Origin of the sequence: Seohaeicola sp. 4SK31, from assembly GCF_028802875.1 — a bacterium.
Taxonomy (GTDB): Bacteria; Pseudomonadota; Alphaproteobacteria; order Rhodobacterales; family Rhodobacteraceae; genus Seohaeicola.
The window spans coordinates 38,274-62,037 of the sequence record NZ_JARAMP010000018.1 but is presented as its reverse complement, the minus strand read 5'-3'; the positions used below and the strand labels follow the sequence as shown (position 1 = coordinate 62,037).

Here is a 23,764-nt window from a genome sequence, read left to right as displayed (position 1 = left end):
TTTCGCCCCTCACACGGGATCAGGCGCGCAACAGGCTGATGACCGTGTCGCCATAGCGGCGACTGTCCAGCAAGGTCACCCCTTCGGGGGGGGTGATGGTGGCCCCCTCTTCCCAGATGATCAGTGCCTCGGGCGCGACCCAGCCTTGTGACAAAGCCTGTGTCAGCGCCAGCTCACCCAGTCCTTTGCCGTAAGGGGGGTCGAGAAAAACCAGATCGTACGGGCCATCGTCATTTGGTGGCAGCCGTCGCGCATCACGCTTGATGATACGGGTCTCGCCTTCCGCGCCGCAGAGCGCGATATTCTGCCTGATCAGTGCCTGCGCCTTGAGTCCGTCATCCACGAAGGTGGCAAATGCCGCCCCACGCGACAAAGCCTCAAGACCGAGCGCGCCGGACCCTGCGAACAGATCCAGCACCCTTGCATCCGTGACAGGGTCGCCGAAGCGTCCTCCTGCGAGGATATTGAAGAGGCTTTCGCGGGTGCGGTCACTGGTCGGGCGAAGATGCGCTGCCGGATCGCCCTTGCCCAGGGCGGCCAGCGCGCGGCCCCGGAAGCGGCCCGCGACGATCCTCACGCTGGCATCAGGGATTTCAGCGGCGTTTCTGGATCGGCCACCACGGCGGGTGACGGCGATTGCCCCGCCTCGATCAGCCGCTTGCCGATCATATAGGCGCGCGGGTCGTTCATCGCGTCCACGGCCAGCAACGCATCCCCGCGGAAATACCAGACCGACTGGCTGCCCGGCTTGTCGCCCGGCCTTACAACGGTGTGGTCATATCCTGTGTTCAGCCCGGCGATCTGCAGTTTCACGTCATACTGGTCAGACCAGAACCACGGCTTGGCCTCGTAATCCTTGGCGGCTCCCATAATGTTCTCGGCCACGCATTCAGCCTGATCGATGGCATTGGGCACGCTTTCCAGACGAATGCGCCCGGCTTTCCACGGAAAGGAGGCGCAGTCCCCAGCCGCCCAGATCGCCGGGTCTGATGTCTGGCCGCGCGCGTCCACCTTGATGCCGTTCTCAATCTCCAGTCCCGCAGCCTCGGCCAGAGCAGTCGCAGGCGCAATCCCCACGCCGACGATGACCAGATCCGCTGCCAGTTCGGTACCATCGCTCAGGCGCGCGCCGGTGACGCGACCTTCCCCCAACAGACGATCCAGCCCCACGCCCTCGCGGATCGTCACGCCATGCGCCTGGTGCAGCGCACGAAAATATGCCGATGTTTCCGGAGCAGCGACACGTTGCAGGATACGGTCGGCCATTTCGACCAAAGTCACCTCCAACCCTCGCTTGGCCGCGACGGCGGCCGCCTCCAGCCCGATATAGCCGCCGCCCACGATCAGCGCGCGCCGGCCCGCCACCACATGCGGGGCCATCGCATCCACATCGGCCAGATCGCGCACCACGAACACCCCGGCCAACGCACCACCGATACTGGACGGCAGGCGTCGCGGATCGGAACCGGTCGTCAGCACCAGATGATCATAGCGGATCACCTCATCCCCAAGGCGCACGATCCGTGCGGCACGGTCGATCCCTGTCACGCGTGTGTTCAGCCGCAGGTCTATATCGTGTTCGGCATAGAAACTCTCGGGCCGCAGAAACAGGCGGTCCAGCGTCATGTCGCCCAGCAGATAGGCCTTGGACAGTGGCGGGCGTTGATAGGGCGGCTCAGGTTCTGCGCCGATCAGCGTGATCCGCCCGTCGAAACCGGAGTTGCGCAGTTTTGCAACAAGCGATGACCCGGCTTGCCCCGCGCCGATCACGACAACATGCGTCATGGACACTCCTTCTTGAAAGTATTGGTTTCGCGTTGCGCGGCACCCTATATCCATGGAACCAGAAAACGCAAACCCAAGGTGAGGGACTCAATGACGATTTCGACAGGGGCCAAGTTGCCCGACGCGACACTTGTGAAGATGGGTGAAAAAGGACCAGAAGCCGTGGCGCTGGCCGATAAGCTAAAGGGCCGCAAGGTGGCACTTTTCGCGGTGCCGGGCGCGTTCACGCCCACCTGCCATTCGGCTCACGTTCCCAGCTTCATCCGCACCAAGGATCAATTCGCGGCCAAAGGTGTGGACGAGATCATCTGCATCAGTGTGAACGATCCCTTCGTGATGAAGGCATGGGGCGAGGCGACAGGTGCCACCGCTGCCGGAATCACCATGCTTTCGGACGCATCCAGCGAATTCACCAAGGCGATCGGCATGAATTTCGATGCACCGCCCGCCGGTCTGGTGGCGCGCTCCAAGCGCTATGCCATGCTGGTCGAGGATGGTGTCGTCTCGGTCTTCCATCCCGAGGAAAGCCCCGGCACCTGCGATATTTCCGGTGGCGAGGCACTTTTGGCCGCGATCTGATTCGATCCGCGATAACGACAAGAAAACCCCCGTCGTCCTGAGACAGCGGGGGTTTTCATTTGAGGTATCAAAGAAGTCGAGCTCAGCCTCGGTTGAGGCTGACCGCGATGTTGTTTTGCGTTGCATGGGAATAGGGGCAGACCACATGCGCCTTGGCGATCAGGTCATCCGCGACGTCATCTGCAATTCCCGGCAATGTCACGGTCAGCGCCACATCCAGACCAAAGCCACCGCCATCTGCGCGCGGCCCGATACCGACATCTGCGGTCACGGTCGCTTCGGATGACACTTTCACCTTGGCCTGACCTGCAACGAATTTCAGCGCGCCCAGAAAGCAGGCGGCATAACCCGTTGCGAACAACTGCTCTGGGTTGACCCCATCACCACCAGCGCCACCCAGTTCCTTGGGTGTCACCAGCTTGACATCGACCGCGCCATCCTGCGTCGCGGAATGGCCATCGCGGCCACCGGTTGCGGTGGCTTTCGTGCGGTACTTCACATCGACAGACATCTTATCGCTCCTTCGCATTTATATCGTCAGCGTTTATATCGCACGCGATATAAACGATTCAAGTCACGATAACGCGACGGATGTCCCGATCCACGTCAGGCTGCGTTGATCATCGTCCTTGTGGGGAAGGGGATTTCGATCCCGCCTGAATCCAGCGCCTCTTTCACGGCGCGTTTCATGTCGGCCTGATACTGGAAGTAATCTCCCGAGGCGCACCAGACACGCACAAGGAAATCAACCGAGAAGTCGCCAAGGTTGTTGACCTGAACAAAAGGCGCAGGCTCGGCCATGGAGCGTGGATCAGCCATGATTGTCTCGCGGATGATGGCTTCGGCCTTTTTCAGATCAGCCCCATAGGACACGCCGAAAACCCATTCGGCCCGGCGCGTGTCATAGGCCGAATAATTGGTGATCACATTGCCCCAGATCTGACTGTTAGGGATGATGACCTGCACATTTCCCAAGGAAGACAACTCGGTGAAGTTCAGCGAAATTTCCTGCACTGTTCCCATCTCGCCCGCGACCTCGACGAAATCGCCGTTCTTGAAGGGGCGAAACAGGATGATCATCACCCCGGCCGCCACATTGGACAGCGTCCCCTGCAATGCCAGACCGATGGCAAGACCCGCCGCACCGATCACCGCCACGATCGAGGTGGTTTGAATCCCGAAGGTGTTCAGCACGAACAAGGCGGTAAAGGCCAGAATCACATACCGCAGGATATTGCCCAGAAAACTGAACAGCGTTGCGTCCAGACGCCGATAGCGCCGCGTCAATCCGACGACGCGGTTGCGCGCCCAGCCCGCGATGATGAAGCCGCCCAGCACGATGGCCAGCGCTCCGATGACTGATCCGGCCAGCGTGGCCAGAAATTGAAGGGTCAGCACATCGGCCAGCGTGGTTCCGTTCCAGAGTTCGGTTGTCATCAGTTCTTGCATGAGTCCGTCTTGGTCCTTTCGTCGAAACTGTTCAAAGGCTGTCCATCTTGCGGGCCAGCTTGGCATCCAGCGCGGACAAGCCGTCCACGTCATGGGTCGTCAGCAAAACGGTCACTGTCTTGTAGACATTGGACCATTCCGGATGATGATTCCACTTCTCGGCCCAAAGTGCGGCCTGCGTCATCCAGCCGAAGGCTTCGGTGAAATCCTTGAACTGGAATGTCTTGGTGATGGCATCGCGGCCTTCGACCATGCTCCAGCCGGTCTCGAACAAAGGCTCAAGCATCGTCTTGCGGCCGGTATCGCTGAGGCGTTCGGTCATTCCTGTTCCTCCATATGTGTCTTTCTGAACGGACCATAGGCCGTCAGAACCTCGATGTCTTCCTCGACCGCGCGGCGTTCGGCAGCAAGATAGTTGGCGACCGCCTCGGCAAAGCCGGGCTCGCGCATCCAGTGCAGCGAATGGATCGGCACCGGCAGATAGCCGCGTGCCAGCTTGTGCTCTCCCTGCGCGCCGGCCTCGACCCGCGCCAGACCTTTGGCGATCGCAAAGTCCATCGCACGATAATAGCAGACCTCGAAATGCAAGCAGGGATGATCCTCGACGCAGCCCCAGTACCGGCCGAAAAGCGCCTGACGCCCGATGAAGTTCAACGCCCCGGCCACTGGCGCACCATCGCGCATCGCCAGAACCAGCAGCATGTCGTCGCGCAGGGTGTCTTGCGCGATGTCGAAGAAGCGCCGCGTCAGATAGGGTGTGCCCCATTTCCGCGCCCCGGTATCCTGATAGAAGCGCCAGAAATACTCCCAATGCCAAGGCTTAATCTGTTCGCCTGTCAACATCTCGATCTGCCCGCCATAGGCATTGGCCCGGTCGCGCTCCTTGCGGATCATTTTGCGCTTGCGCGACGACAACGAGGCAAGGAACCCGTCGAAATCCGCGTAAACGTCATTCTCCCAATGGTACTGTTGCGTGACCCTGCGCATCAATCCCAACGCTTCGCCCGCCTCTGCCTCGGCCTGTGTGCAAAATGTAATGTGGAGCGAGGACAGGCTGTTGTTGGCAGTCAGTTCCACCGCTCCCTGCACCAGTGCCGCTGTGCCTGTCTCCTCAAACCCCGGTCGGGTCAGGAACCGGCGCCCCGTAGCGGGTGTAAAGGGCACCGCGATCTGAAGCTTGGGATAATAGCGCCCGCCCGCCCGTTCATAGGCATGGGCCCAGTTGTGATCGAAGATATACTCGCCCTGACTGTGCGATTTGGCATACATCGGCGCGCAGGCGATAAGCTGGCCGTCCTGTCGCGCCGTCAGGTAACGTGGCTGCCAGCCAGAGCCGGTTCCGACCGACCCGCTCTCTTCCAGCGCCTTGAGAAAACGCCAGGTCGTGAAGGGATCATACGGACGCCCACCATCCGCCACTTCGGGGCAGGCGCAGGCGTCCCACTCCGCTTGCGCCACCTCGGTCAGGCTGCCCAACATGGCAATCTCGATCGTGTCGTCCGTCATTGTGGCGCGCCCTCTTCATGCACCGATCTATCTGGAGCGGTGACAGGGTCGATCAAGCCGGGATCTTGGCGGCATAGCCCTCAAAGGTGATATTCTGCGCAATCCGACGTGCCTCAGCCTCCGCCTCGGCCGAACGGATGGTCCAGCACAGAATGGCCGCCCCCCGCGCCTTCAGATCCGCTACGCGAGGGGCGTCCAGATCGCTCGCATCATGGCTGATGAAACAGGCTTTGGCTGCGTCATAATCCGGAATGTCGCGCAACCGTGCGCGCGTACCCGCAGGAAGCAGGGGCCAGTCCTCCTGCGTGTAATCGCAGGTGGTCAGGCCGCGCGGAATGTCAGGCGCCAGCCCCGCCATGGCGATCATCGAATGGGGGTTGAAGGACATGACAGCCACCAGACCATCGTATCCCTGCAAGGCGCGGGCAGTTGCGGCCTCCAACGCGCCGACACTGCCCCCCATTGCCCCGTCCTGATCCTTGATTTCAATCAGCAAAGGTACGCGGCCCGCCACCTGCGCCAGAACCTGTGTCAGCGTGGGAATCGTGTCGGTGCCGCCTTTCAGCGTGATCTGACCCAGTTCCGCTGCGCTGCGCTGGCGTACAGGGCCGGTTTCGGCGGTCAGACGTTTCAGATCATAGTCATGAAAGACAATCGCCTGCCCGTCCGAGGACAGTTGCAGGTCTATCTCGATCCCATAGCCAGCCGCACAGGCCGCTTCTATCGCAGCGGGCGAGTTCTCGGGACGACCCGCCTCCATGTCATGCAAGGCGCGGTGCGCAATCGGGGCCTTCAGAAAGGCATCGGGCAGGCGGCTCATCTGATCTGGAAAATCGCTTCGATTTCAACAGCTACACCCAGCGGCAGGGAAGCTGCCGACACGGCGGAACGCGAATGTCGCCCCATGTCACCCAGCGCATCGACCAGAAAATCCGAGGCCCCATTGATCACCTTGGGCTGATCGGTGAAATCCGGGGTCGAATTGACGAAACCGGTCAGTTTCACGACCCGCACCAGCCGATCGATGTCACCGCCACAGGCGGCCTTGAGTTGCGCCAGCAGGCTGATCGCGCAGGCTTTGGCGGCGGCAGCCCCGGCCGCGACATCCATCCCGTCGCCCAGTTTGCCCGTGATCAGACCGTCCGGTCCGTTCGAAATCTGACCTGACACAAAGACCAGATCGCCCGACTGCACGAAGGGCACGTAATTCGCGGCGGGCGCGGGCGCATCGGGCAGGGTGACGCCAAGGCTGGCAAGACGGGTTTCAATGGCACTGGTCATGGCGGTGCTCCTTGTCTGACAGGTGATTTGCGCCGGACGCTATCGGGCTTCGGGCCGGATTGGAACCGCAAAGTCACGCGGTCCCGGTGGGTCTGACCCGGATCAGTTCTCGCGCAGGGCGGTGATGAAGAAATCTGTCAGCGGTTTGGCCAGATACTCCAGCGTGGTGCGGTCGCCCGTGCGGATGAAGGCCGCGACCGGCATGCCGGGGACAAGGGTCGTGCCCTCCGGCAAATGGTCCCTCTCACCCTCGGCCAGAACGATCTCGGTCCGGTAGAAGGTGGCGCCAGTTACGGGATCTTCAAACGTATCCGCCGACCGCTGCACCACTCGTCCCGTCAGTTCCGGTGTGCGGCGCTGATCCAGCGCGGGAAAGCGCAGCGTCACGGCCTGCCCCGGATAAACCTGATCGACATGCATCGGATCGACCTTTGCCATGATCACCAGCGGGCGGTCCTGCGGCACGATATAAAGCACCGGATCAGCCGGGCGCAGCACGGCGCGACGGGCAAAGACCTGCAAGCCGTGGACAAGGCCCGCGACAGGCGCACGAATGTCCAGCCTTTCCAGACGCAGCGCAAGGGCGCGGCGCTGTTCGCCCAGTTCCATCTCGCGAAACTGCAGATCGCGCAGGCGTGTGATCGCCTCTTCGCGGCGCGTATCGAACAGGCGCAGGATCTCGATCTGGGTTTCGGTGATCCGGCTCTCGGCGGTGGCGGCCTCTGCCGTCAGCGCACCGATCTGACCGTTCAGCCGGGCCATTTCGCGTTGCAACGCCAGAACCCGACTGGACTGCGCCAAGCCACGGTTCAGCAGACTTTGCTGATCGCTCAGTTCGCGCGTGATCAGTCCCAATTGCAGCACCAGCGCCGCCCTTTGGGACGCGATCCCTTCAATCTGTGTTTCGATCTGCTGGCTGCGTTTGTGCAACTGTTCGACCTGGCTGGCCAAAGAGGCACCCCTTGCGTCAAGAAGCTGCCTTTGCCCCTGCAACAGAAGGGCTGTCTCTGGGTTTTCCGCCGCCGCTTTCATCAGAAGCGGGTCGAACATTGCCTCGCGGCGCCCGTCCCGTTCGGCTTCATGGCGGCCACGGCGGGCCATCAACTCGAAAAGCTGCCCCTCGATAATCGCCAGTTGCGATTGGAGTGTTGCGGGATCAAGCCGTATCAGAACCTGATCCTCGGCCACCCGCATCCCCTCGGTCACCAGGATCTCGTGGACGACACCGCCATCGGGGTGCTGAACGACCTGCCGGTTCTTATCGACTTCGATCCTGCCGCTTGCAACGATCGCACCCGAGAGATCGACCAGCGTCGCCCAGGCCCCGAACCCGCCCAGCAGCAGGATCAATGCCGCCAGCCCCAACCGCATTGGCCCCCTGACGGAAAAGCGGGCTGCATCATGGGTCATCGCACAGCCCCGCCCGAACCCCATGCCAGACCGGCTTGCACAGCATCATGATTGCTCAGAACCTTTTGCAACACCTCGTTCCTGGGACCGAAGGCCACGCCCCTTCCCGCCTCGATCACAAGGATCATGTCGCATTCCTGAATGGCCGCTGGCCGATGGGCCATGATCAGCACGGATTTCCCCTCTGCCTTCATTGCCCGGATCGCGCGGTTGAGGGCCAGCGACCCCGCGGTGTCAAGGTTGGCGTCCGGTTCATCCAGAATTAGGATTACCGGATCCCCATAGATTGCCCGCGCAAGTCCGATCCGCTGGATCTGCCCGCCCGACAGCCGTCCACCCGCATGCGTCACGCGGGTATCATAGCCATCCGGCAGTTTCAGGATCATCTCATGAGCGCCAGCCTTGCGCGCGGCATCCACCACCCCTGCCGGGTCGGGTATCAGCGACATGCGGGCGATATTCTCGGCAATGGTGCCGTCGAACAGATACACCCGCTGCGGCAGATAGCCGATATGCCTGCCGCGCGCCTTGGGGTCATACTGATCCAGCGAGGCTCCATCCAGCCGTATCTTGCCCCCTGCCGGGGGCCATGACCCGGTCAATGCGCGGGCAAGCACGGATTTCCCTGCGCCCGAGGGCCCTATCACGCCAAGGGCCTGACCCGGCGCGAGGGTGAAGTTCAGCGACCGCAGCACCGCTTGGCTTTCTCCCGGTGGGACCACGGCCAGATTATGCACTTCCAGGCGGGCGCGCGGTGGGGGCAGCGGCGTTCGGGCGGCGTCTGGCGGGTGGTCGGACAGAAGCTGCGACAGATCCGCCCAACCGCGCATAGCGCGCTGGACCAGAGGCCAGCCGCTGATGGCCTGTTCGACCGGGGCGAGTGCACGCCCCAAAAGGATCGAGGCGGCGATCATCGCGCCGGGCGTCACCTCTCCTCGGATCACCAGCAAGGCCCCCATGCCCAGCATCGCGGACTGAAGAAACAACCGCAGGGCCCGGCTTGTAGCGGCAAAACGCCCGCTCAGATCAGTTACCCGCAGAGTCCCGGTCAGCACACCGTCGCGGGACTGCTGCCATCGCGCCAAGGCGGCATCGCGCATGCCAAGCGCCTTCACCATCTCGGCCTCTGTCTGGAACTGGCTGGCGAGCGCGTCGACACTTGCCTGCGCCTCATGTGTCTGCGTCAAGGCTCGGCGGGTTGCAATCTGGCTTGCCAGCGTCAGCAGAACCAGAACCGCACCGCCGCACAGGGCCAGATAGCCAAGCCATGGGTGGAACAGGGCGATTCCCAGAAGAAACAAAGGCACCCATGGCATGTCGAACAAGGCCATCACGACGGGCGAGGACATCAGTCGTTGCACGGCTTCAAGGTCACGCAGGCCGTTGACTGCGACATCATCTCCGGATCGCCGCGCAGCGCGCTGCAGCGTCGCTTCAAAGACCCGCCGGTCCAAACCGGTCTGAAAACGCGCGCCGACACGCGCCATGACCTGCGCACGGGCATGATCCAGCAGTGCCATGATCCCATAGAGAAACGCGACCAACGCGGTCAGCGCCACCAAAGTCGCGATCGAGCCACTGACAAGAACCCGGTCATAGACCTGCAACATGTAGATGGGTCCGGTCAGCATGAGCAGATTTGCAAAAACGCTGAACAGACCTACAGCCCAATAGAGGTTTCGGCTTTTGCGCCGTTCGGCCAGCAATTCACCCAAGCCCGGCTCTGCCACCTTTGTCACCACACCCCCAAACTTGTCACTGTTACCATCAAATTTGCCCGACAGGCCGATGGCACCCTTTCGCCGACGGGTTGGACGTTATATGAACCCATCCTAAATTCGGGTTAACCTGTCCCGCCAAGCTGGACGGGGTTTGCGCTTTTTCCGTTGGCCGGATCGACTGACCGGACTGTTGAACACAAGCATTTGAAAATGGGAAACCCAGTGCCTCAAGCAACGCAGTTTCACAGCACACGGTCCGTTGGACGCATTCTGACCCGGGCTTTGCCACTGGCCGCTGTCCTGATCCTTGCAGCCTGTACCGTGCCAGAAGGCTATGTGGCGCGTGATGGCGTCAACGATCCCTTCGAAGAACAGAACCGCAAGGTCCATGCCTTCAACAAAAGCGTCGACCGCGGCGTTCTGCGACCGCTGTCACGCGGCTATGACAAGGTCGTGCCGGATGAGATGCAGGTCATGGTGAACAACTTCGCCGGCAACCTCTCGACGCCGCGTCTTGTGGTGAACAATCTGTTGCAGGGCAATGTCGAAGGCGCCCTGACCAATACGACGCGCTTTCTGCTGAACAGCACCATCGGGTTTGCTGGGCTTGTAGATGTGGGAGAGATCGCGGGACTGAATGAAGTTGATACCGATTTCGGAGAGACCCTTCATGTCTGGGGCGTCAGCGAAGGCTATTACGTGGAAACCCCCTTCCGCGGCCCCTCGACCCAGCGCGATGCCGTGGGCCGGATCGTCGATCTGTTCCTGAATCCGTTGCCAGAAGCGCTGTCGGGCACACAGAACGATATTCGCATCGGCGCTCAGGTCGTGGATGTGGTAGGCGACCGTGCCCGTTTCGGTCAGACGGTCGATTCGGTGCTTTATGACAGTGCCGACAGCTATGCCCAGTCGCGATTGATTTACCTGCAAAGCAGACGGTTTGCCTTGGGACGGTCTGGCGAAGCAGATTATGATGACCCATATGACCTGGGGACGACCGATCCCTATGACGACCCTTATGAGGACCCCTATGAAGAATGATCTGACACGCCGTTTCGCCCTCTCCACCCTCGCCGCAGGGGCGGGTCTGGCTGTCATGGGGTCGGTTGTTCCGATGCCCGCCCAAGCGATGACACAGGCCCGCGCGAAAACACTGGTGGATGCACTGGTTGCCGATATCAACGACGTCATCGCCTCAGGCAAATCCGAAGCCGCCATGTATGTGGAATTCGAACGGATTTTCGCGCGTTATGCCGATGTTCCGACGATTGCCAGCTATGCGCTGGGCGTCGACAGCCGCCGCGCCACGCCCGCGCAGATGCGCGAGTTCACAACCGTTTTCCAGCGCTACATCTCGGTCAAATACGGTCGGCGCTTCCGCGAATTCATCGGTGGCCGGATCGAGGTGCAGGAGGCGCGTGCCGTCAAGAACTTCTACGAGGTCAAAAGCCTTGCCAAGCTGCGCGGACAGGCACCGTTCGAAGTAACCTTCCTTGTGTCGGACCGCAGCGGCAAGGACCTGTTCTTCAACCTGTTCATCGAAGGCATCAACATGCTTCTGACCGAACGGACCGAGATCGGCGCGATGCTGGACCGACGCGGCGGGAATATCGACGCGATGATCGCGGATCTGCGCGCCTCGGCCTGAAACCTGACCTGATCCCGGATTGCAGAAAGGCGCGCCGATCGTGGCGCGCCTTTCTTTGTTGAAGATTCAGTTCCGCCCACCGCCGAAAAGATCGCGGAACAATTGTTCAATCGCTGTCTGCGTTTCGGGTTGGCCATTGTTGGTGCCGCGACCCTGACCGCCCTGGTTCTGGCTCCATCCCTGACCCTCGCCGGGTTGCGGTGCGGGGGGCGCCAGTTGCGCGGGCGCCTGCATCGGCAATGGCCGCGGCGGCAGGCCCTCATGCACGCGCACCATCACCTCGTGCCAGATTTCGGACGGCAGACCACTCCCCGTGACCCCGGTCAGCGGCGTGTTGTCGTCATATCCCATCCAGACCCCGGCTACATAATCGGCGGAATAGCCGATGAACCACGCATCCCGCGCGGCTTGCGTCGTGCCGGTCTTGCCCGCTACCTCGCGATCCTTCAGATTGGCGCGGGTGCCCGTGCCGCGCGTGGTGACCTGATGCAGCATCCATGTCAGTTGCTCGGCCGCCTCCTGGCGGATCACGCGCTCACCCATGCCGCCTGTGGCTGTCATCAATGGTTCGTCCTCGCCCTGCATCCGCAATTCGATCAGGCCATAGGGCGTCACAGCCGACCCGCCGTTCAGGATGCCCGCAAAGGCGCCCGTCGTCTCGATCAAAGTCGCCTCGGACGCACCCAAGGCCAAAGCAGGCCCGGCCGCCAGATCCGACTGGATGCCGAACTGCGAAGCCACCTTGCGCACGGTTTCCAGCCCCACGGTCTGCGCCACCTTCACGGCAGGGATATTGAGCGACCGCGTCAGCGACTCGGTCATCGTGACCCGGCCATTGAAGGTGCGATCATAGTTGTTGGGGCACCATTCACCCGATCCGGGAATGTTCACGCAATAGGGTGCATCGTCGATCACGTCGTTGGGGGAGTAGCCAAGGTCCAACGCCGCCGCATAAACAAACGGCTTGAAGGCCGATCCGGTCTGACGCCGCGCCTGTGTAGCCCGGTTGAAGGCACCAACAACCTTTGTGTCGCGCCCTCCGACCATCGCCCGCACCGCCCCGTCCGAGGACATCACGACAATCGCCGCCTGCGCCTTGGACCCTTCACGCACCTTGTTCTCGAAGATGAAGGCCATCGCCTCTTCGGCGGCTTTCTGGATGCGCGGGTCCAGTGTGCTGCGGATCACCACGTCCTCTGTGGTGTTGCGGGTGAAAAACTCGGGCCCCGAGGACATCACCCAATCAGCAAAGAAACCGCCCGCCCGCGCTTCCGCCGCCTCGGACAGCTGCGCGGGATTGTCCAGCGCATCACGCGCTTCGGCTTCGGACAGATAGCCTTGTTCCTCCATCAGGCGGATCACAGTGGCGGCCCGGTTTTGCGAGCGTTGCAGATTGTTGGTCGGCGCAAGGCTAGTGGGCGCGGTCAATAGACCCGCCAGCATCGCCGCCTCGGCCGGGTTTACCTGACCCGATGTCTTGCCGAAGTACCGTTGCGCCGCCGCCTCTGCCCCAAAGGCCCCACCGCCCAGATAGGCGCGGTTGATATAGATCGAGAGGATCTCGTCCTTGGTGTATTTGGCTTCTAACGCGAAGGCATAGACCGCCTCCTTGATCTTGCGCGACAGCGATCCACGGCGGCAGTCGGCCTCGTAATCGGCCTCGGATTTCCATTGCTGCGGATCATAGGGCACGCCAAGGCACAGCAGCTTGGCCGTCTGTTGCGTGATGGTCGAGCCGCCGTTGCCCGACAGGGGGCCGCGCCCCTCGCGCAGGTTGATGCGGATGGCGCTGGCGATCCCGCGTGGCGATACACCCAGATGGCGATAGAACCGCCTGTCCTCTGTCGCGATCACCGCGTTCTTCAGATGCGGTGAGATGGCATCGGCGCTGACCACACCGCCGAACTGGTCACCGCGCCAAGCGAAGACACGACCGTCCGCATCCAGCAGGGTGACCGAACCACGCTGCCGCCCGTCCAGCAGGGCGCTGGCCTCGGGAAGGGTGGTGTAGAAATACCCGACAGCTCCCGCAAGGATCAAGCCGCCGATCAACCCGATCCGCCAGGTAAAGCCCCAGACCAGGCGCCAGATCATCGAGAATATCCCCTGGATCAACGCGATTACCGGGTTGCGGGAACGACGTGGGGCCGCCTTGCGCCGGGCCGGTTTCGCGGATGCGGGTTTGGCCGCCGGAGCGGGCTTCTTTGCGCGAACGCGTCTGTCCGCCACCAAGGGTGGTTTCCTGCGACCTGAATCACTCATGCTCTGTTCTGCCCGGCATCTGTTGTTTTGGCGAATATAGCGATGGCCGGGCCAAATGTTGACCCTTCCCGCCGCGCTTTCGTCTTTTTGTTTAGCAAAAAAAATAAGCAAAAAAATACTGAAGCACAAATTATGTGCAATTCACCGCAGGCACCAGTCAGAATCCGCGCCGCAGACTTTCATTCGCAGCGTCTTGCCCGTTTTGCTGCAACTGCAACATGCGGGCCTCATCCCGCTCCAGACGAAGGGGACCAAGGTGAAACTCATCATTGCAACGATCAAGCCGTTCAAGCTCGAGGAGGTCCGTGAAGCGCTGACCGACATCGGCGTGCGCGGCATGATGGTCACTGAAATCAAGGGCTTCGGATCGCAGTCGGGGCATACCGAAATCTATCGTGGTGCCGAATACGCCGTGAATTTCGTGCCCAAGGTGAAACTGGAAATCGTGGTGAACGATGCAATGGCCGATCAGGTCGTCGACACGATCACCGCAACAGCCAAGACCGGCAAGATCGGTGACGGCAAGATTTTCGTGCTGGATGTGGCGCAAGCCGTGCGCGTCCGGACCGGCGAAACAAACGAGGACGCGGTCTGAACCGCGCCGGGGGAAAGGATACATGGACATGAAATCTCTTAAATTGCTGCCACTTGCCGCAGCATTGGCCGTTGTGCCCGTGATGGGCTTCGCCCAGGACACGGCCGAGGCAGCGCCCGCGGTGGACAACGCCTTCATCTTCAACACGCTGCTGTTCCTGATCGGCGGTTTCCTTGTGTTCTGGATGGCGGCTGGTTTCGCCATGCTCGAAGCAGGTCTGGTGCGGTCCAAGAACGTGACCACGCAGTTGACCAAGAACATCGCCCTCTTTTCGATTGCGGCCATCATGTACTGGCTGGTCGGCTACAACCTGATGTATCCCGGCGATGGCTGGCTGATCACCGGCATGTTGGGACCGATCTTCGCGACGGCGGATATCACCGGCGATCCCGCGCTTGAAACCGGCTATGCCACGGGTTCGGACTTCTTCTTCCAGCTGATGTTCTGTGCAACCACGGCCTCCATCGTGTCGGGCACCCTGGCCGAGCGGATCAAGCTCTGGCCCTTCCTGATCTTCACCGTGGTCCTGACCGGCTTCATCTATCCGATCGAAGCATCGTGGCAGTGGGGCGGTGGTTTCCTGAGCGAGATGGGCTTCTCTGACTTCGCAGGCTCGACTCTGGTCCATGCCGCAGGTGGCTTTGCCGCTCTGGCCGGTGCATTCATCCTGGGCCCGCGTCTGGGCAAGTACAAGGATGGCCGCGTCAACCCGATGCCCGGTTCCAACCTTGCGCTGGCAACACTGGGTACGTTCATCCTGTGGCTGGGCTGGTTCGGCTTCAACGGGGCCTCGCAGCTGGCTTTGGGCACCGAGGCTGACGCCAATGCCGTAGCGATCATCTTTGCCAACACGAACATGGCCGCCGCAGCAGGTGCCGTCGCAGCCCTGATCCTGACGCAGATCCTCTACAAGAAGGTCGACCTGACCATGGTGCTCAACGGTGCGCTGGCCGGTCTGGTGTCCATCACCGCAGGTCCGCTTGACCCGACCCTGTTCGGCGCGCTGTGGATCGGTGCCGTCGGTGGTGTGATCGTGGTTCTGGCCGTGCCGTTCCTTGATAAGCTCAAGATCGACGACGTCGTCGGTGCAATCCCGGTTCACCTGATCGCAGGCTTCTGGGGCACGCTCGCCGTTCCCTTCTACACCGAAGGCACGTCCTTCGTGACGCAGATCATCGGCTTTGCCATCATCGGTGCATTTGTCTTCGTGGTCAGCCTGATTGTCTGGGTCATCCTCAAGGCAACGATGGGCATCCGTGTCAGCGAAGAAGCCGAGATCAACGGTCTGGACGTGTCCGAACTGGGGATGGAAGCCTACCCCGAGTTCACCAAGGGCTGATCCAGCCGACGATAGTCAAAAAGAGACCCGGGCGGTTTCCGTCCGGGTCTCTTTGTTTTCAAGGGAAAGGTCGGGCGTCTGGCCATTCCGCGATCCTGATCGGATCACATCTTGGCAGACCACTCATCGACCTGCTTTTCAGCCTCGTCCCGTGCAATACCGTATTTCTCCTGAATCTTGCCGATCAGTTGATCGCGCTTGCCAGATGCCTGATCCAGATCGTCATCGGTCAACTTGCCCCAGTTCTCTTTTGCGGAGCCGGTGAATTGCTTCCATTTGCCTTCAATAATATCCCAATTCATAGCATTTTCCTTTTCGCTTGGTGTTACAGTAATACAACGCGTCGCGTGTCACTCTGGTTCCAACAAACAGGACCCTGACACGGATCGCGATGCCAGATGAGCGGTTCTGTGCCCGATCTCGCGCACTGAAACCCGCCGGCAAAACCGGCAGGTTTCTTCATCGCGTCGTCACGTTGGGTGACAGGCGTGGTCCGACATCACCGATCAGCTTTCCTGATACTCAGGCATCGCGCGCAGCTCGTCTTCGCTCAGCGGAACTTCGACGCGCACTTCGTCTTCGGCGTCATTCCACAGGATGTCGACCTGGTCGATGTCGATGGCAACCGTGTGGCTGCCCATCCCCAGGAATCCGCCAACATCCATGACAAGTTGGCTTGTGACACCATCTTCATCCAGAACCAGTTCGCTGACCGTGGCGATATCCTCGCCCTCGGGCGTATAGGCATTGGCACCCGTCAGACGATCAGCGGTCCGGTCCTGCTCGGGCATGGGGGCAAAGCCAGCCTCTGCCGCGGTCGAATCACCCGTGGCCGTGGTCGCCGCCGCATTATCCGCAGGTGCGGACATCTGCGCCCGATCCTGCGCGTTTGCAGGGCTTTCGGCACCAAATCCCGAGGTCAACTGCGCTTCATCCCAAGCGGGCAGGGCTTCCAGTTGTTCCTTGGACAGCGATACGAGAACCGAGTAGCGGTCTTCGCCTTCCGCTTCGGCATCATTCGTCACGAAATACAGCTCGTTCATATCGATCATTACGGTGCGTGCGCCAAGTCCAAGAAAGCCGCCCACGTCGATCAGAACGCCCTGCACATCGCCATCCTGGGAGATCACGATGTCAGAAATGTTCCCGACGTTTTCCCACGCGTCACGGTTCTCGATGAATGTGGGGCTGCTCTCCCAACGCACCTGCTCGCCATCAGTCGACCGGGCATCGCGCAGCGCGCGCGCATCGTCGCTGTTCAGCGTATACAGTTCCTTGTCGTTGAAGTCCGAGGACACGAAAGCGGGCACCGTCTGCGACGTGGCGCTTGCTTCGGCATTGGCCGAAGGCGCGGGCGCATCAGCCGTTTGTGCGATAGCACCCATCGAGGTCACAGCGACGATAGCAGTCGTCAGCATGAGATTTTTCATTTGATCTCTCCTTCAGTATTCCAAACCTATTGTCAGGCTCTGCATAACCAACAAGTCGGATTGGGAATAGTTCCAGAGAAATTCTGAATCAGATTGCCACGTTTCAATTAAGGAATGGCGAAAACAATTTGAAATCAGATGGAAACAGGAAAAGATATGACCGAAATTAAATATTTGACGTCGGGTCAATAAGTCCGTGTCCCGGCCCTATGCGTCGCAAATACGCGAACAACCCTCGAAACCCTTTGGTGACACGACCTGAAGCCGGACAACGCGGGGGTATTCCCCGCGTTCCCGATGCTTTGGATCAGCTGACAGGTTGTGGCGCGCCGGTCGCCATGTTCGTGCCGATATAAGGCAACTTGGCGGCCTTCCACGCGGCAAACCCGCCCTCCAGATGGGCGATGCGTGTGAACCCGGCAGCAATCGCGGCGCGGCTGACACGCTCGCTGCGCACGCCCGATCCGCAATGGAAGACGATCCGCTTTTCGGACTGTCCCGGCAACTTGGCCGCGTTGAAGAAGGCCAGCGGCATCAGTAACGCGCCTTCGATGTGTTCGAACATGAACTCCTGCGGTGTGCGAACGTCGATCACCACAACCTCGTTGCGGTCGAAGGCTTCGGCCAACTCTGTGGCCGTCCAGGTTTCAAAGGTGGCATCGCCAATGGTTTCGGTCTTCATCAAAAGGTCCTTTCAGGTTTGGGACGCAACAGGACGTGGATCAAGGCCGGCCAAAGCCTCCTTGCAATGGGCGATCATCACCTCGGTGAACCGTTGCACCTTGGGGTCACGATACTTGCGGCTGGGCGAGAGGCAAGCCAACTGCGTCGGCAGGGGCGGCGTCGCGGTGGCCACGGGCACCAAAGTGCCCGCGCGCAGATGCTCGGCCACCTCGAATATCGGCTTCATCACGATCCCGGCACCATCCAGCGCCCAACCCGTCAACACATCGCCATCGTCGGATTCCAGCGGTCCAGTAATCTCATACCGCTTCGGGCCGTCCCTTGTCTGCAAGGTCCACTGAAACTCCTTGGCACCGGGAAACCGCAGATTCAGGCAATCATGACCCTCGCGGATCAGCGCCGCCCCATCTGCAGGCATGCCGCGCGCGGCGATATAGGCGGGGGCCGCGCATAGAACACGTGGGCAATCCGCGATCACCCGCACCTTCAGGTCGCTATCCGTCAGCGGTCCAAGATGGAACGCCAGATCCAGCCCTTCGCCCGTCACGTCGATCACCCGGTCGGACAGGCGCAACCGGATGTCGATCTGCGGATAGTCCCGCTTGAACCCCGGCACCGCAGGCGCAATGAACCGCCGCCCCACGCCCAAAGGGGCGGCCACGAACAATGTGCCGCGCGGCGATTGAGTCGCGGCCATGACCTCGGCCTCGGCCTCGTCGATGGTCTCCAGGATGCGCGCCGCCCCGTCATAGAACAGCCGCCCATGTTCGGTCGGGTTCAGCGCCCGCGTCGTCCGGTTGAACAGGCGCACACCCAGATGCTTCTCCAGCTCCGCAATCCGCGACGACGCAACAGCGGGCGAGGTCCGCTGATCCCGCGCCGCCGCGCTCATGCTGCCCAGTTCATAGACACGCAGGAACATACGGATATTGTTCACATAGGCCATTATCAGTCTTTGCTTGAAACTCTTCCCGTGATTGGAAGGATTAACAAACAAGTCACCGCAAGGGTAGCCTGATTGAAACCCCTGTCCGAAGGAGACCGCGATGTATGATCTGGCCGCAATGGGCGCATGGCTCGAATTTGCCGTCCGCTGGCTGCATGTGATTACGGCCATCGCGTGGATCGGGTCGTCCTTCTACTTCATCGCCCTTGATCTGGGCCTGCACCGTGACCGCAACCTGGCCAGCGGCGCGGATGGAGAAGAGTGGCAAGTTCATGGTGGTGGCTTCTACCACATCCAGAAATACCTGGTCGCCCCCGCCAATATGCCGGATGGGCTGATCTGGCATAAATGGCAAAGCTACTGGACATGGATGAGCGGCTTTGCCCTGCTGGTTCTGGTCTATTATCTGGGTGCGGAATTCTACCTGATCGACTCCGCCGTGATGGAACTGGCTACGTGGCAGGCTGTCGGTATCTCGCTCGCCTCTCTCGCCTTCGGTTGGATCATCTACAACACACTGTGCAAAGTGTTCGTTGATGCCAACCAGACCGGGCTTATGCTGGCCCTGTTCGTTGTGCTGGTGGCGATGGCCTGGTTCTACACCAGCGTCTTCTCGGGCCGTGCCGCGATGCTGCATCTGGGGGCCTTCACGGCCACAATCATGAGCGGGAACGTCTTTTTCATCATCATCCCCAACCAGAAGATCGTGGTCGCCGACCTGATCGCCGGGCGCAAACCCGATCCGAAATACGGCAAGATCGCCAAGCAGCGCAGCACGCATAACAACTATCTGACGCTGCCTGTGATCTTTCTGATGCTGTCGAACCATTACCCGCTGGCCTTCGGGACCGAAAATACATGGATCATCGCCAGCCTGGTTTTCCTGATGGGCGTCACGATCCGGCATTATTTCAACTCGCTCCATGCCCGCACCGGCAACCCCACATGGACATGGGCGGCCACCGTCCTGATCTTCATCGCGATCATGTGGCTCAGCACCGCGCCGATGTTCCGCGCTGACACGCCCGAGGCGGCGCAGGGCAACGCGCTGCGGTTTGCCGAGGCTGAGGGTTTCGAGCAGGTGCATGACATCGTCATGGGCCGCTGCTCCATGTGCCACGCTGCCGAACCCTTCTGGGAGGGGCTGCTTTGGGCACCCAAGGGTGTGCGGCTGGACTCGCCGGCGCATATTGCCGGGGCAGCGCGTGAGATCTATCTGCAAGCGGGCATCAGCCACGCCATGCCCCCCGCGAACCTGTCCTATATGGAAGAGGAAGAGCGCGCCGCCATCGTCGCATGGTATCGCACGGCCACGGGCGGTTGAACGCCGTCTGTCCATCTGACAGGTGGTCGAATCGCAGCAACCCATGCTAGGTCTAGCGGCATGGCACATCCGAACCCCAAGATAGGCGATAACCGCCCCATTATCCGCCAGCTGGATGAAGCCGCGATCAACCGTATCGCGGCGGGCGAGGTAGTTGAACGCCCCGCCTCGGCCGTCAAGGAACTGGTGGAAAACGCGCTGGATGCAGGCGCGCGGCGCATCGACATCGCCATGGCAGACGGCGGCAAGACCCTGATCCGCGTCACGGATGACGGATGCGGCATGTCCCCCGAAGACCTGCCCTTGGCCTTGTCGCGCCATGCCACTTCCAAGATCGACGGCAGCGACCTGCTCAACATCAACAGCTTTGGCTTTCGCGGCGAGGCATTGCCATCCCTTGGCGCTGTGGGTCGCCTGACGATCACCAGCCGCGCCGCAGGCCATGATGCCGCACAGATCACCGTGGCAGGGGGGCAGGCCGGGCCAGTGAAGCCCGCCGCCCTGACCGCTGGCACTGTGGTAGAATTACGCGATCTGTTCTACGCCACGCCCGCACGGCTGAAATTCATGCGATCGGACCGCGCCGAACAGCAGGCGGTCAGCGATGTGATCAAACGTCTGGCGATGGCCGAACCCTTCGTCAGCTTCACCCTGCGCGATGTCTCGGGCGGTGGAGAAGGGCGGGTCCTGTTCCGCGCTGATGCCGAAACCGGAGATCTTTTCGATGCGCTGCACGGACGGCTCGCTCGTGTTCTGGGCACCGACTTCGCCGACAACGCCCTGCGCGTCGATGCCGAGCGCGAGGGGTTTCATCTGACGGGTTATGCCGCCCTGCCCACCTATTCGCGTGGCTCGTCCGTGGCGCAATTCCTGTTCGTGAATGGTCGTCCGGTGCAGGACCGCCTGCTGATCGGCGCGTTGCGCGGCGCGTATAGCGATTTCCTCAGCCGCGACCGTCACCCCGCCGCAGCGCTGTTTCTGGATTGCGATCCGCAGATGGTGGATGTGAACGTCCACCCCGCGAAATCCGAGGTGCGCTTCCGCGACCCCGGCACGGCGCGCGGCTTGATCGTGACCGCCCTGCGCCACGCCCTCGCCGAAGCCGGGCACCGCGCCGCGACCACCGTGGCGACAGCCACCCTTGGTGCGTTCCGACCGGAACAAAGTCAGCCGGATCAACCCGCGCGCATCTATCAGATGGATCGTCCCAGCCTCGGTGCGCGGCAGGTTGCCTATACCGCTCAAGCTCCCGGCTTTGCCGATATGCCCGCAACCTACGCGGCCCGGATCGAGCAAACCGCGCCCGAGGGTCACGAGACCGCGCTACCCCTCGGGGCGGCGCGCGCGCAGGTGCATGAGAATTATATCATCGCCCAGACGGATACCGGCATGGTGATCGTCGATCAGCACGCCGCGCATGAACGGCTGGTCTATGAACGCCTCAAACGCCAGATGGCCGAGAACGGCATTGCAGTCCAAGCCCTGTTGATCCCCGAAATCGTCGAACTCTCTCCCACCGATTGCGCGCGTCTGCTGGATCATGCCGAAGATCTGGCCCGCCTCGGCCTTGGGATCGAGCCTTTCGGCGGTGGGGCCATCGCCATCCGCGAAACCCCGGCGCTGCTGGGCGCGATCAATGCGCGGGCGATGATCCTCGACATCCTTGACGAACTGGCCGATCAGGGGGAAAGCGCGGGCATCCAGACCCGCCTTGACGCCATCCTCAGTCGCGTCGCCTGCCACGGGTCCATCCGCTCTGGTCGTCGCATGCGGGCCGAGGAAATGAACGCCCTGCTGCGCGAGATGGAGGCCACGCCTCATTCAGGCCAGTGCAACCATGGCCGCCCCACTTATGTCGAACTCAAGCTAGCCGATATCGAACGGCTGTTCGGACGCCGATGATCACCCTTGGCGGTCAGACCTTTGCGCTGGATGATCCGGCGGTGTTGCTGACGCTGTCGGGGCTTGGGCTGACCCTGCTCATCGTGTTTCTGCTCATCCTCGCCCTGCGCGCCGCTGCACGTTCCGCCCGGGTGACAGAACCGCTGGCACAGCAAATGGCCTATCTCGCCGCAAGGGTGCAGGGTTTGGGCGATGGTCAACAGCAACTCTCCGGTGGCCTCACCCATGTGGCCGAGGCGCAGGCCGCCTCTCAGGCCCAGATGATCCGCCTGATGGAGCAGCGACTGGCCCATGTCACCGGGCAGATGACCGAGACCCTGCACGGATCCGCCCGCCGCACCGCACAGTCGCTGGGCGAGTTGCAGCAACGGCTGGCGGCAATCGACAAGGCACAGGACAATATCACCAAACTCTCGGGCGACGTGCTGTCCCTGCAAGACATCCTGTCCAACAAACAGACGCGCGGCGCCTTTGGCGAGATCCAGTTGCACGACATCGTCAGCAAGGCGCTGCCCACGGACAGCTACAAGATGCAGGCGACGCTGTCCAACGGACGGCGGGCCGATTGCCTGATTCACCTGCCCAATCCGCCCGGCCCCATCGTGGTGGACAGTAAATTCCCCCTTGAAGCCTACGAGGCGCTGCGCCGCGCCGATAACCCGAACGACCTGACCCGCGCCGCCAGCCTGCTGCGCCAATCCGTGCGCGCCCATATCAAGGCGATTGCCGAGCGGTATATCATTGAGGGCGAAACCGCCGATGGCGCGTTGATGTTCCTGCCCTCCGAAGCGGTCTATGCCGAGTTGCACGCCAATTTCCCCGAACTGGTGCGCGACGGCTTTGCCGCGCGGGTCTGGATCGTGTCACCCACCACCTGCATGGCCACGCTGCACACGATGCGCGCCATCCTCAAGGATGCACGGATGCGCGAACAAGCGGGCGCGATCCGGCGCGAGTTGGGCCTGCTGGCGCAGGACATGGACAGGCTGGGCCAGCGCGTCGAGAACCTTGATCGCCATTTCGGACAGGCAAGCCGCGACATTGCCGATATCAAGATCAGCGCCGACAAGGCCGGACGCCGCGCCAAGCGGTTGGACAATTTCGATTTCGAGGATGTCGTCCCCGAGGTTGACCCCGTTGCCGAACCCCTGATCCTGGCTCAGGGATTGCGGCGCGAGACCTGAGCGGCGCAATGCGAAAGGGCAGCCCCATGGACTGCCCCGCTTATCTTTCGTTGCGATTCTGTCAGATCCGGAAGAATGGCTGTGCGATGCGCGGGATCAGCTTGTTGAACCGCAACGGCGCGTCCGTGGCCGCCAGACAAATGCAATCCTCGCCAATATCCGCGATCGGCGTATGGTTCAGCTCTTCATCCGCAATCTCGATATCGCCGGGGCCGAAACGGTCGGTTTCATCGACAAAGGCGCCTTGCAGCACCAGGGTCAATTCCATCCCGCGATGGCCGTGATCCGGCACGGCCGTCCCGGCCGGGATATACAGCAGGCGGATCGAGGCATCCTTGGACGTGGGCAGGATCGACTGTTTCACGCCCATGCCGATGGATTGCCACTTCACCTTCTCCAGGTCGCCGCCGACATAGTCACGCACCGGTGCCGGCAGCACTGATCCACGTGCAGCTGTGCAGATCGGAGCAGGTATCGGGGCCAAGGCACCCGATGTGATCAGGCGCATGGTTTCGGCAAAGCTGCCATCCTCCATGTCCACCATATCCGTGTCCTCCAGCAAGGCACCGCCAACACTGTCAAAGCTGGCTGCCCGCGCGCGGCATTCGTCGCACATCGATATATGCGCGGCCACGATCAGGTTGAACGCCTCGGGCAAGTTGCCGGCCGAATAGGCCATCAGCAGCGAGTCCGTCAGATGATGTTTCACGTTATGCATA

At 61.5% G+C, this 23,764-nt stretch carries 24 protein-coding genes; 8 read left to right on the top strand and 16 right to left on the bottom strand.

All coding sequences use genetic code 11. From position 1 onward, the window contains the following. Nucleotides 1-19: 19 nt before the first annotated feature. Both rsmD and PVW27_RS15275 read right to left on the bottom strand, forming a co-directional pair. Complete coding sequence (gene rsmD, locus PVW27_RS15280) at nt 20-577, bottom strand: 16S rRNA (guanine(966)-N(2))-methyltransferase RsmD (protein ID WP_274559206.1); 558 nt, start codon at nt 575-577, stop codon at nt 20-22. Continuing rightward, nucleotides 574-1,785, bottom strand: coding sequence for an NAD(P)/FAD-dependent oxidoreductase (locus tag PVW27_RS15275; protein ID WP_274559204.1), 1,212 nt, complete (start codon nt 1,783-1,785; stop codon nt 574-576). Before PVW27_RS15275 ends, rsmD begins: the two co-directional genes overlap by 4 nt. Before the next feature lie 90 nt (nt 1,786-1,875). Between PVW27_RS15275 and PVW27_RS15270 the strand changes: the two genes are divergently transcribed. Next, a complete protein-coding gene (locus PVW27_RS15270) occupies nt 1,876-2,364 on the top strand; it encodes a peroxiredoxin (RefSeq protein ID WP_274559202.1) in 489 nt (162 codons plus the stop codon). 82 nt (nt 2,365-2,446) lie between these two features. On the opposite strand, the gene PVW27_RS15265 is transcribed toward PVW27_RS15270, so the two are convergent. The 8 genes from PVW27_RS15265 to PVW27_RS15230 all read right to left on the bottom strand — a co-directional run bounded on the left by PVW27_RS15265 (nt 2,447) and on the right by PVW27_RS15230 (nt 9,752). After that, entirely contained in the window at nt 2,447-2,875 is a 429-nt protein-coding gene (locus tag PVW27_RS15265) for an organic hydroperoxide resistance protein (RefSeq protein ID WP_274559200.1), read from the bottom strand. A 95-nt stretch (nt 2,876-2,970) separates the two neighbouring features. After that, nucleotides 2,971-3,813: a mechanosensitive ion channel family protein gene (locus tag PVW27_RS15260; RefSeq protein ID WP_274559198.1), complete on the bottom strand. Its 843-nt coding sequence runs from the start codon at nt 3,811-3,813 to the stop codon at nt 2,971-2,973. Nucleotides 3,814-3,844: 31 nt separating this feature from the next. Next, complete coding sequence (locus PVW27_RS15255; RefSeq protein ID WP_274559196.1) at nt 3,845-4,135, bottom strand: 4a-hydroxytetrahydrobiopterin dehydratase; 291 nt, start codon at nt 4,133-4,135, stop codon at nt 3,845-3,847. Continuing rightward, nucleotides 4,132-5,319 (bottom strand): GNAT family N-acetyltransferase, encoded by a 1,188-nt coding sequence (locus PVW27_RS15250; protein ID WP_274559194.1) that lies wholly within the window; start codon nt 5,317-5,319, stop codon nt 4,132-4,134. The genes PVW27_RS15255 and PVW27_RS15250 overlap by 4 nt, the downstream gene beginning before the upstream one ends. A 52-nt stretch (nt 5,320-5,371) precedes the next feature. After that, nucleotides 5,372-6,139 (bottom strand): glycerophosphodiester phosphodiesterase family protein, encoded by a 768-nt coding sequence (locus tag PVW27_RS15245; protein WP_274559192.1) that lies wholly within the window; start codon nt 6,137-6,139, stop codon nt 5,372-5,374. Beyond that, complete coding sequence (locus tag PVW27_RS15240) at nt 6,136-6,600, bottom strand: RidA family protein (protein WP_274559191.1); 465 nt, start codon at nt 6,598-6,600, stop codon at nt 6,136-6,138. The genes PVW27_RS15245 and PVW27_RS15240 overlap by 4 nt, the downstream gene beginning before the upstream one ends. A gap of 102 nt (nt 6,601-6,702) precedes the next feature. Next, the gene (locus tag PVW27_RS15235) at nt 6,703-8,010 is read right to left on the bottom strand and encodes an HlyD family type I secretion periplasmic adaptor subunit (protein ID WP_274559189.1); all 1,308 of its coding nucleotides are present in this window, start codon (nt 8,008-8,010) and stop codon (nt 6,703-6,705) included. Next, complete coding sequence (locus tag PVW27_RS15230) at nt 8,007-9,752, bottom strand: type I secretion system permease/ATPase (RefSeq protein WP_432762090.1); 1,746 nt, start codon at nt 9,750-9,752, stop codon at nt 8,007-8,009. Before PVW27_RS15230 ends, PVW27_RS15235 begins: the two co-directional genes overlap by 4 nt. Before the next feature lie 201 nt (nt 9,753-9,953). Between PVW27_RS15230 and PVW27_RS15225 the strand changes: the two genes are divergently transcribed. Together PVW27_RS15225 and PVW27_RS15220 are read left to right on the top strand one after the other, a co-directional pair. Next, entirely contained in the window at nt 9,954-10,772 is an 819-nt protein-coding gene (locus PVW27_RS15225) for an MlaA family lipoprotein (RefSeq protein WP_274559185.1), read from the top strand. Beyond that, complete coding sequence (locus tag PVW27_RS15220) at nt 10,762-11,379, top strand: MlaC/ttg2D family ABC transporter substrate-binding protein (RefSeq protein WP_274559183.1); 618 nt, start codon at nt 10,762-10,764, stop codon at nt 11,377-11,379. The genes PVW27_RS15225 and PVW27_RS15220 overlap by 11 nt, the downstream gene beginning before the upstream one ends. Nucleotides 11,380-11,445: 66 nt before the next feature. On the opposite strand, the gene PVW27_RS15215 is transcribed toward PVW27_RS15220, so the two are convergent. After that, on the bottom strand, nt 11,446-13,641 hold the full coding sequence (locus tag PVW27_RS15215; RefSeq protein WP_274559181.1) for a transglycosylase domain-containing protein: 2,196 nt from the start codon (nt 13,639-13,641) through the stop codon (nt 11,446-11,448). Between the two features lie 256 nt (nt 13,642-13,897). Between PVW27_RS15215 and PVW27_RS15210 the strand changes: the two genes are divergently transcribed. Together PVW27_RS15210 and PVW27_RS15205 are read left to right on the top strand one after the other, a co-directional pair. Further along, on the top strand, nt 13,898-14,236 hold the full coding sequence (locus PVW27_RS15210; RefSeq protein WP_274559249.1) for a P-II family nitrogen regulator: 339 nt from the start codon (nt 13,898-13,900) through the stop codon (nt 14,234-14,236). 28 nt (nt 14,237-14,264) lie between these two features. Continuing rightward, nucleotides 14,265-15,575, top strand: coding sequence for an ammonium transporter (locus PVW27_RS15205; RefSeq protein ID WP_274559180.1), 1,311 nt, complete (start codon nt 14,265-14,267; stop codon nt 15,573-15,575). A gap of 104 nt (nt 15,576-15,679) precedes the next feature. On the opposite strand, the gene PVW27_RS15200 is transcribed toward PVW27_RS15205, so the two are convergent. From PVW27_RS15200 to PVW27_RS15185, 4 genes are all read right to left on the bottom strand, one after another. Then, nucleotides 15,680-15,877: a CsbD family protein gene (locus tag PVW27_RS15200; protein WP_274559178.1), complete on the bottom strand. Its 198-nt coding sequence runs from the start codon at nt 15,875-15,877 to the stop codon at nt 15,680-15,682. A 204-nt stretch (nt 15,878-16,081) separates the two neighbouring features. After that, a complete protein-coding gene (locus tag PVW27_RS15195) occupies nt 16,082-17,005 on the bottom strand; it encodes a PRC-barrel domain-containing protein (protein ID WP_274559176.1) in 924 nt (307 codons plus the stop codon). Nucleotides 17,006-17,312: 307 nt separating this feature from the next. Next, nucleotides 17,313-17,687 carry a rhodanese-like domain-containing protein gene (locus tag PVW27_RS15190; RefSeq protein WP_274559174.1) on the bottom strand — a complete coding sequence of 125 codons (375 nt, stop codon included), beginning with the start codon at nt 17,685-17,687 and terminating at the stop codon, nt 17,313-17,315. Between the two features lie 12 nt (nt 17,688-17,699). After that, a complete protein-coding gene (locus tag PVW27_RS15185; protein WP_274559173.1) occupies nt 17,700-18,635 on the bottom strand; it encodes a LysR family transcriptional regulator in 936 nt (311 codons plus the stop codon). Between the two features lie 100 nt (nt 18,636-18,735). Between PVW27_RS15185 and PVW27_RS15180 the strand changes: the two genes are divergently transcribed. Genes PVW27_RS15180 through PVW27_RS15170 form a run of 3 tightly spaced genes read left to right on the top strand, consistent with a single transcriptional unit; the run spans nt 18,736 to nt 23,045 of the window. Next, nucleotides 18,736-19,959 carry a urate hydroxylase PuuD gene (locus PVW27_RS15180; RefSeq protein ID WP_274559171.1) on the top strand — a complete coding sequence of 408 codons (1,224 nt, stop codon included), beginning with the start codon at nt 18,736-18,738 and terminating at the stop codon, nt 19,957-19,959. Between the two features lie 60 nt (nt 19,960-20,019). Then, entirely contained in the window at nt 20,020-21,861 is a 1,842-nt protein-coding gene (gene mutL, locus PVW27_RS15175) for a DNA mismatch repair endonuclease MutL (RefSeq protein WP_274559170.1), read from the top strand. Continuing rightward, complete coding sequence (locus tag PVW27_RS15170; protein WP_274559169.1) at nt 21,858-23,045, top strand: DNA recombination protein RmuC; 1,188 nt, start codon at nt 21,858-21,860, stop codon at nt 23,043-23,045. Before mutL ends, PVW27_RS15170 begins: the two co-directional genes overlap by 4 nt. Nucleotides 23,046-23,106: 61 nt before the next feature. On the opposite strand, the gene PVW27_RS15165 is transcribed toward PVW27_RS15170, so the two are convergent. Beyond that, entirely contained in the window at nt 23,107-23,763 is a 657-nt protein-coding gene (locus tag PVW27_RS15165; RefSeq protein ID WP_274559168.1) for a ChrR family anti-sigma-E factor, read from the bottom strand. Between the last annotated feature and the right edge of the window lies 1 nt (nt 23,764).

Coding starts and splice junctions, on each gene's coding strand:
- PVW27_RS15275 (WP_274559204.1), bottom strand. CDS start 1,785: ATGACGCATGTTGTCGTGATCGGCGCGGGGCAAGCCGGGTCATCGCTT.
- PVW27_RS15270 (WP_274559202.1), top strand. CDS start 1,876: ATGACGATTTCGACAGGGGCCAAGTTGCCCGACGCGACACTTGTGAAG.
- PVW27_RS15265 (WP_274559200.1), bottom strand. CDS start 2,875: ATGTCTGTCGATGTGAAGTACCGCACGAAAGCCACCGCAACCGGTGGC.
- PVW27_RS15260 (WP_274559198.1), bottom strand. CDS start 3,813: ATGCAAGAACTGATGACAACCGAACTCTGGAACGGAACCACGCTGGCC.
- PVW27_RS15255 (WP_274559196.1), bottom strand. CDS start 4,135: ATGACCGAACGCCTCAGCGATACCGGCCGCAAGACGATGCTTGAGCCT.
- PVW27_RS15250 (WP_274559194.1), bottom strand. CDS start 5,319: ATGACGGACGACACGATCGAGATTGCCATGTTGGGCAGCCTGACCGAG.
- PVW27_RS15245 (WP_274559192.1), bottom strand. CDS start 6,139: ATGAGCCGCCTGCCCGATGCCTTTCTGAAGGCCCCGATTGCGCACCGC.
- PVW27_RS15240 (WP_274559191.1), bottom strand. CDS start 6,600: ATGACCAGTGCCATTGAAACCCGTCTTGCCAGCCTTGGCGTCACCCTG.
- PVW27_RS15235 (WP_274559189.1), bottom strand. CDS start 8,010: ATGACCCATGATGCAGCCCGCTTTTCCGTCAGGGGGCCAATGCGGTTG.
- PVW27_RS15220 (WP_274559183.1), top strand. CDS start 10,762: ATGAAGAATGATCTGACACGCCGTTTCGCCCTCTCCACCCTCGCCGCA.
- PVW27_RS15215 (WP_274559181.1), bottom strand. CDS start 13,641: ATGAGTGATTCAGGTCGCAGGAAACCACCCTTGGTGGCGGACAGACGC.
- PVW27_RS15205 (WP_274559180.1), top strand. CDS start 14,265: ATGAAATCTCTTAAATTGCTGCCACTTGCCGCAGCATTGGCCGTTGTG.
- PVW27_RS15200 (WP_274559178.1), bottom strand. CDS start 15,877: ATGAATTGGGATATTATTGAAGGCAAATGGAAGCAATTCACCGGCTCC.
- PVW27_RS15195 (WP_274559176.1), bottom strand. CDS start 17,005: ATGAAAAATCTCATGCTGACGACTGCTATCGTCGCTGTGACCTCGATG.
- PVW27_RS15190 (WP_274559174.1), bottom strand. CDS start 17,687: ATGAAGACCGAAACCATTGGCGATGCCACCTTTGAAACCTGGACGGCC.
- PVW27_RS15185 (WP_274559173.1), bottom strand. CDS start 18,635: ATGGCCTATGTGAACAATATCCGTATGTTCCTGCGTGTCTATGAACTG.
- PVW27_RS15180 (WP_274559171.1), top strand. CDS start 18,736: ATGTATGATCTGGCCGCAATGGGCGCATGGCTCGAATTTGCCGTCCGC.
- mutL (WP_274559170.1), top strand. CDS start 20,020: ATGGCACATCCGAACCCCAAGATAGGCGATAACCGCCCCATTATCCGC.
- PVW27_RS15170 (WP_274559169.1), top strand. CDS start 21,858: ATGATCACCCTTGGCGGTCAGACCTTTGCGCTGGATGATCCGGCGGTG.
- PVW27_RS15165 (WP_274559168.1), bottom strand. CDS start 23,763: ATGCATAACGTGAAACATCATCTGACGGACTCGCTGCTGATGGCCTAT.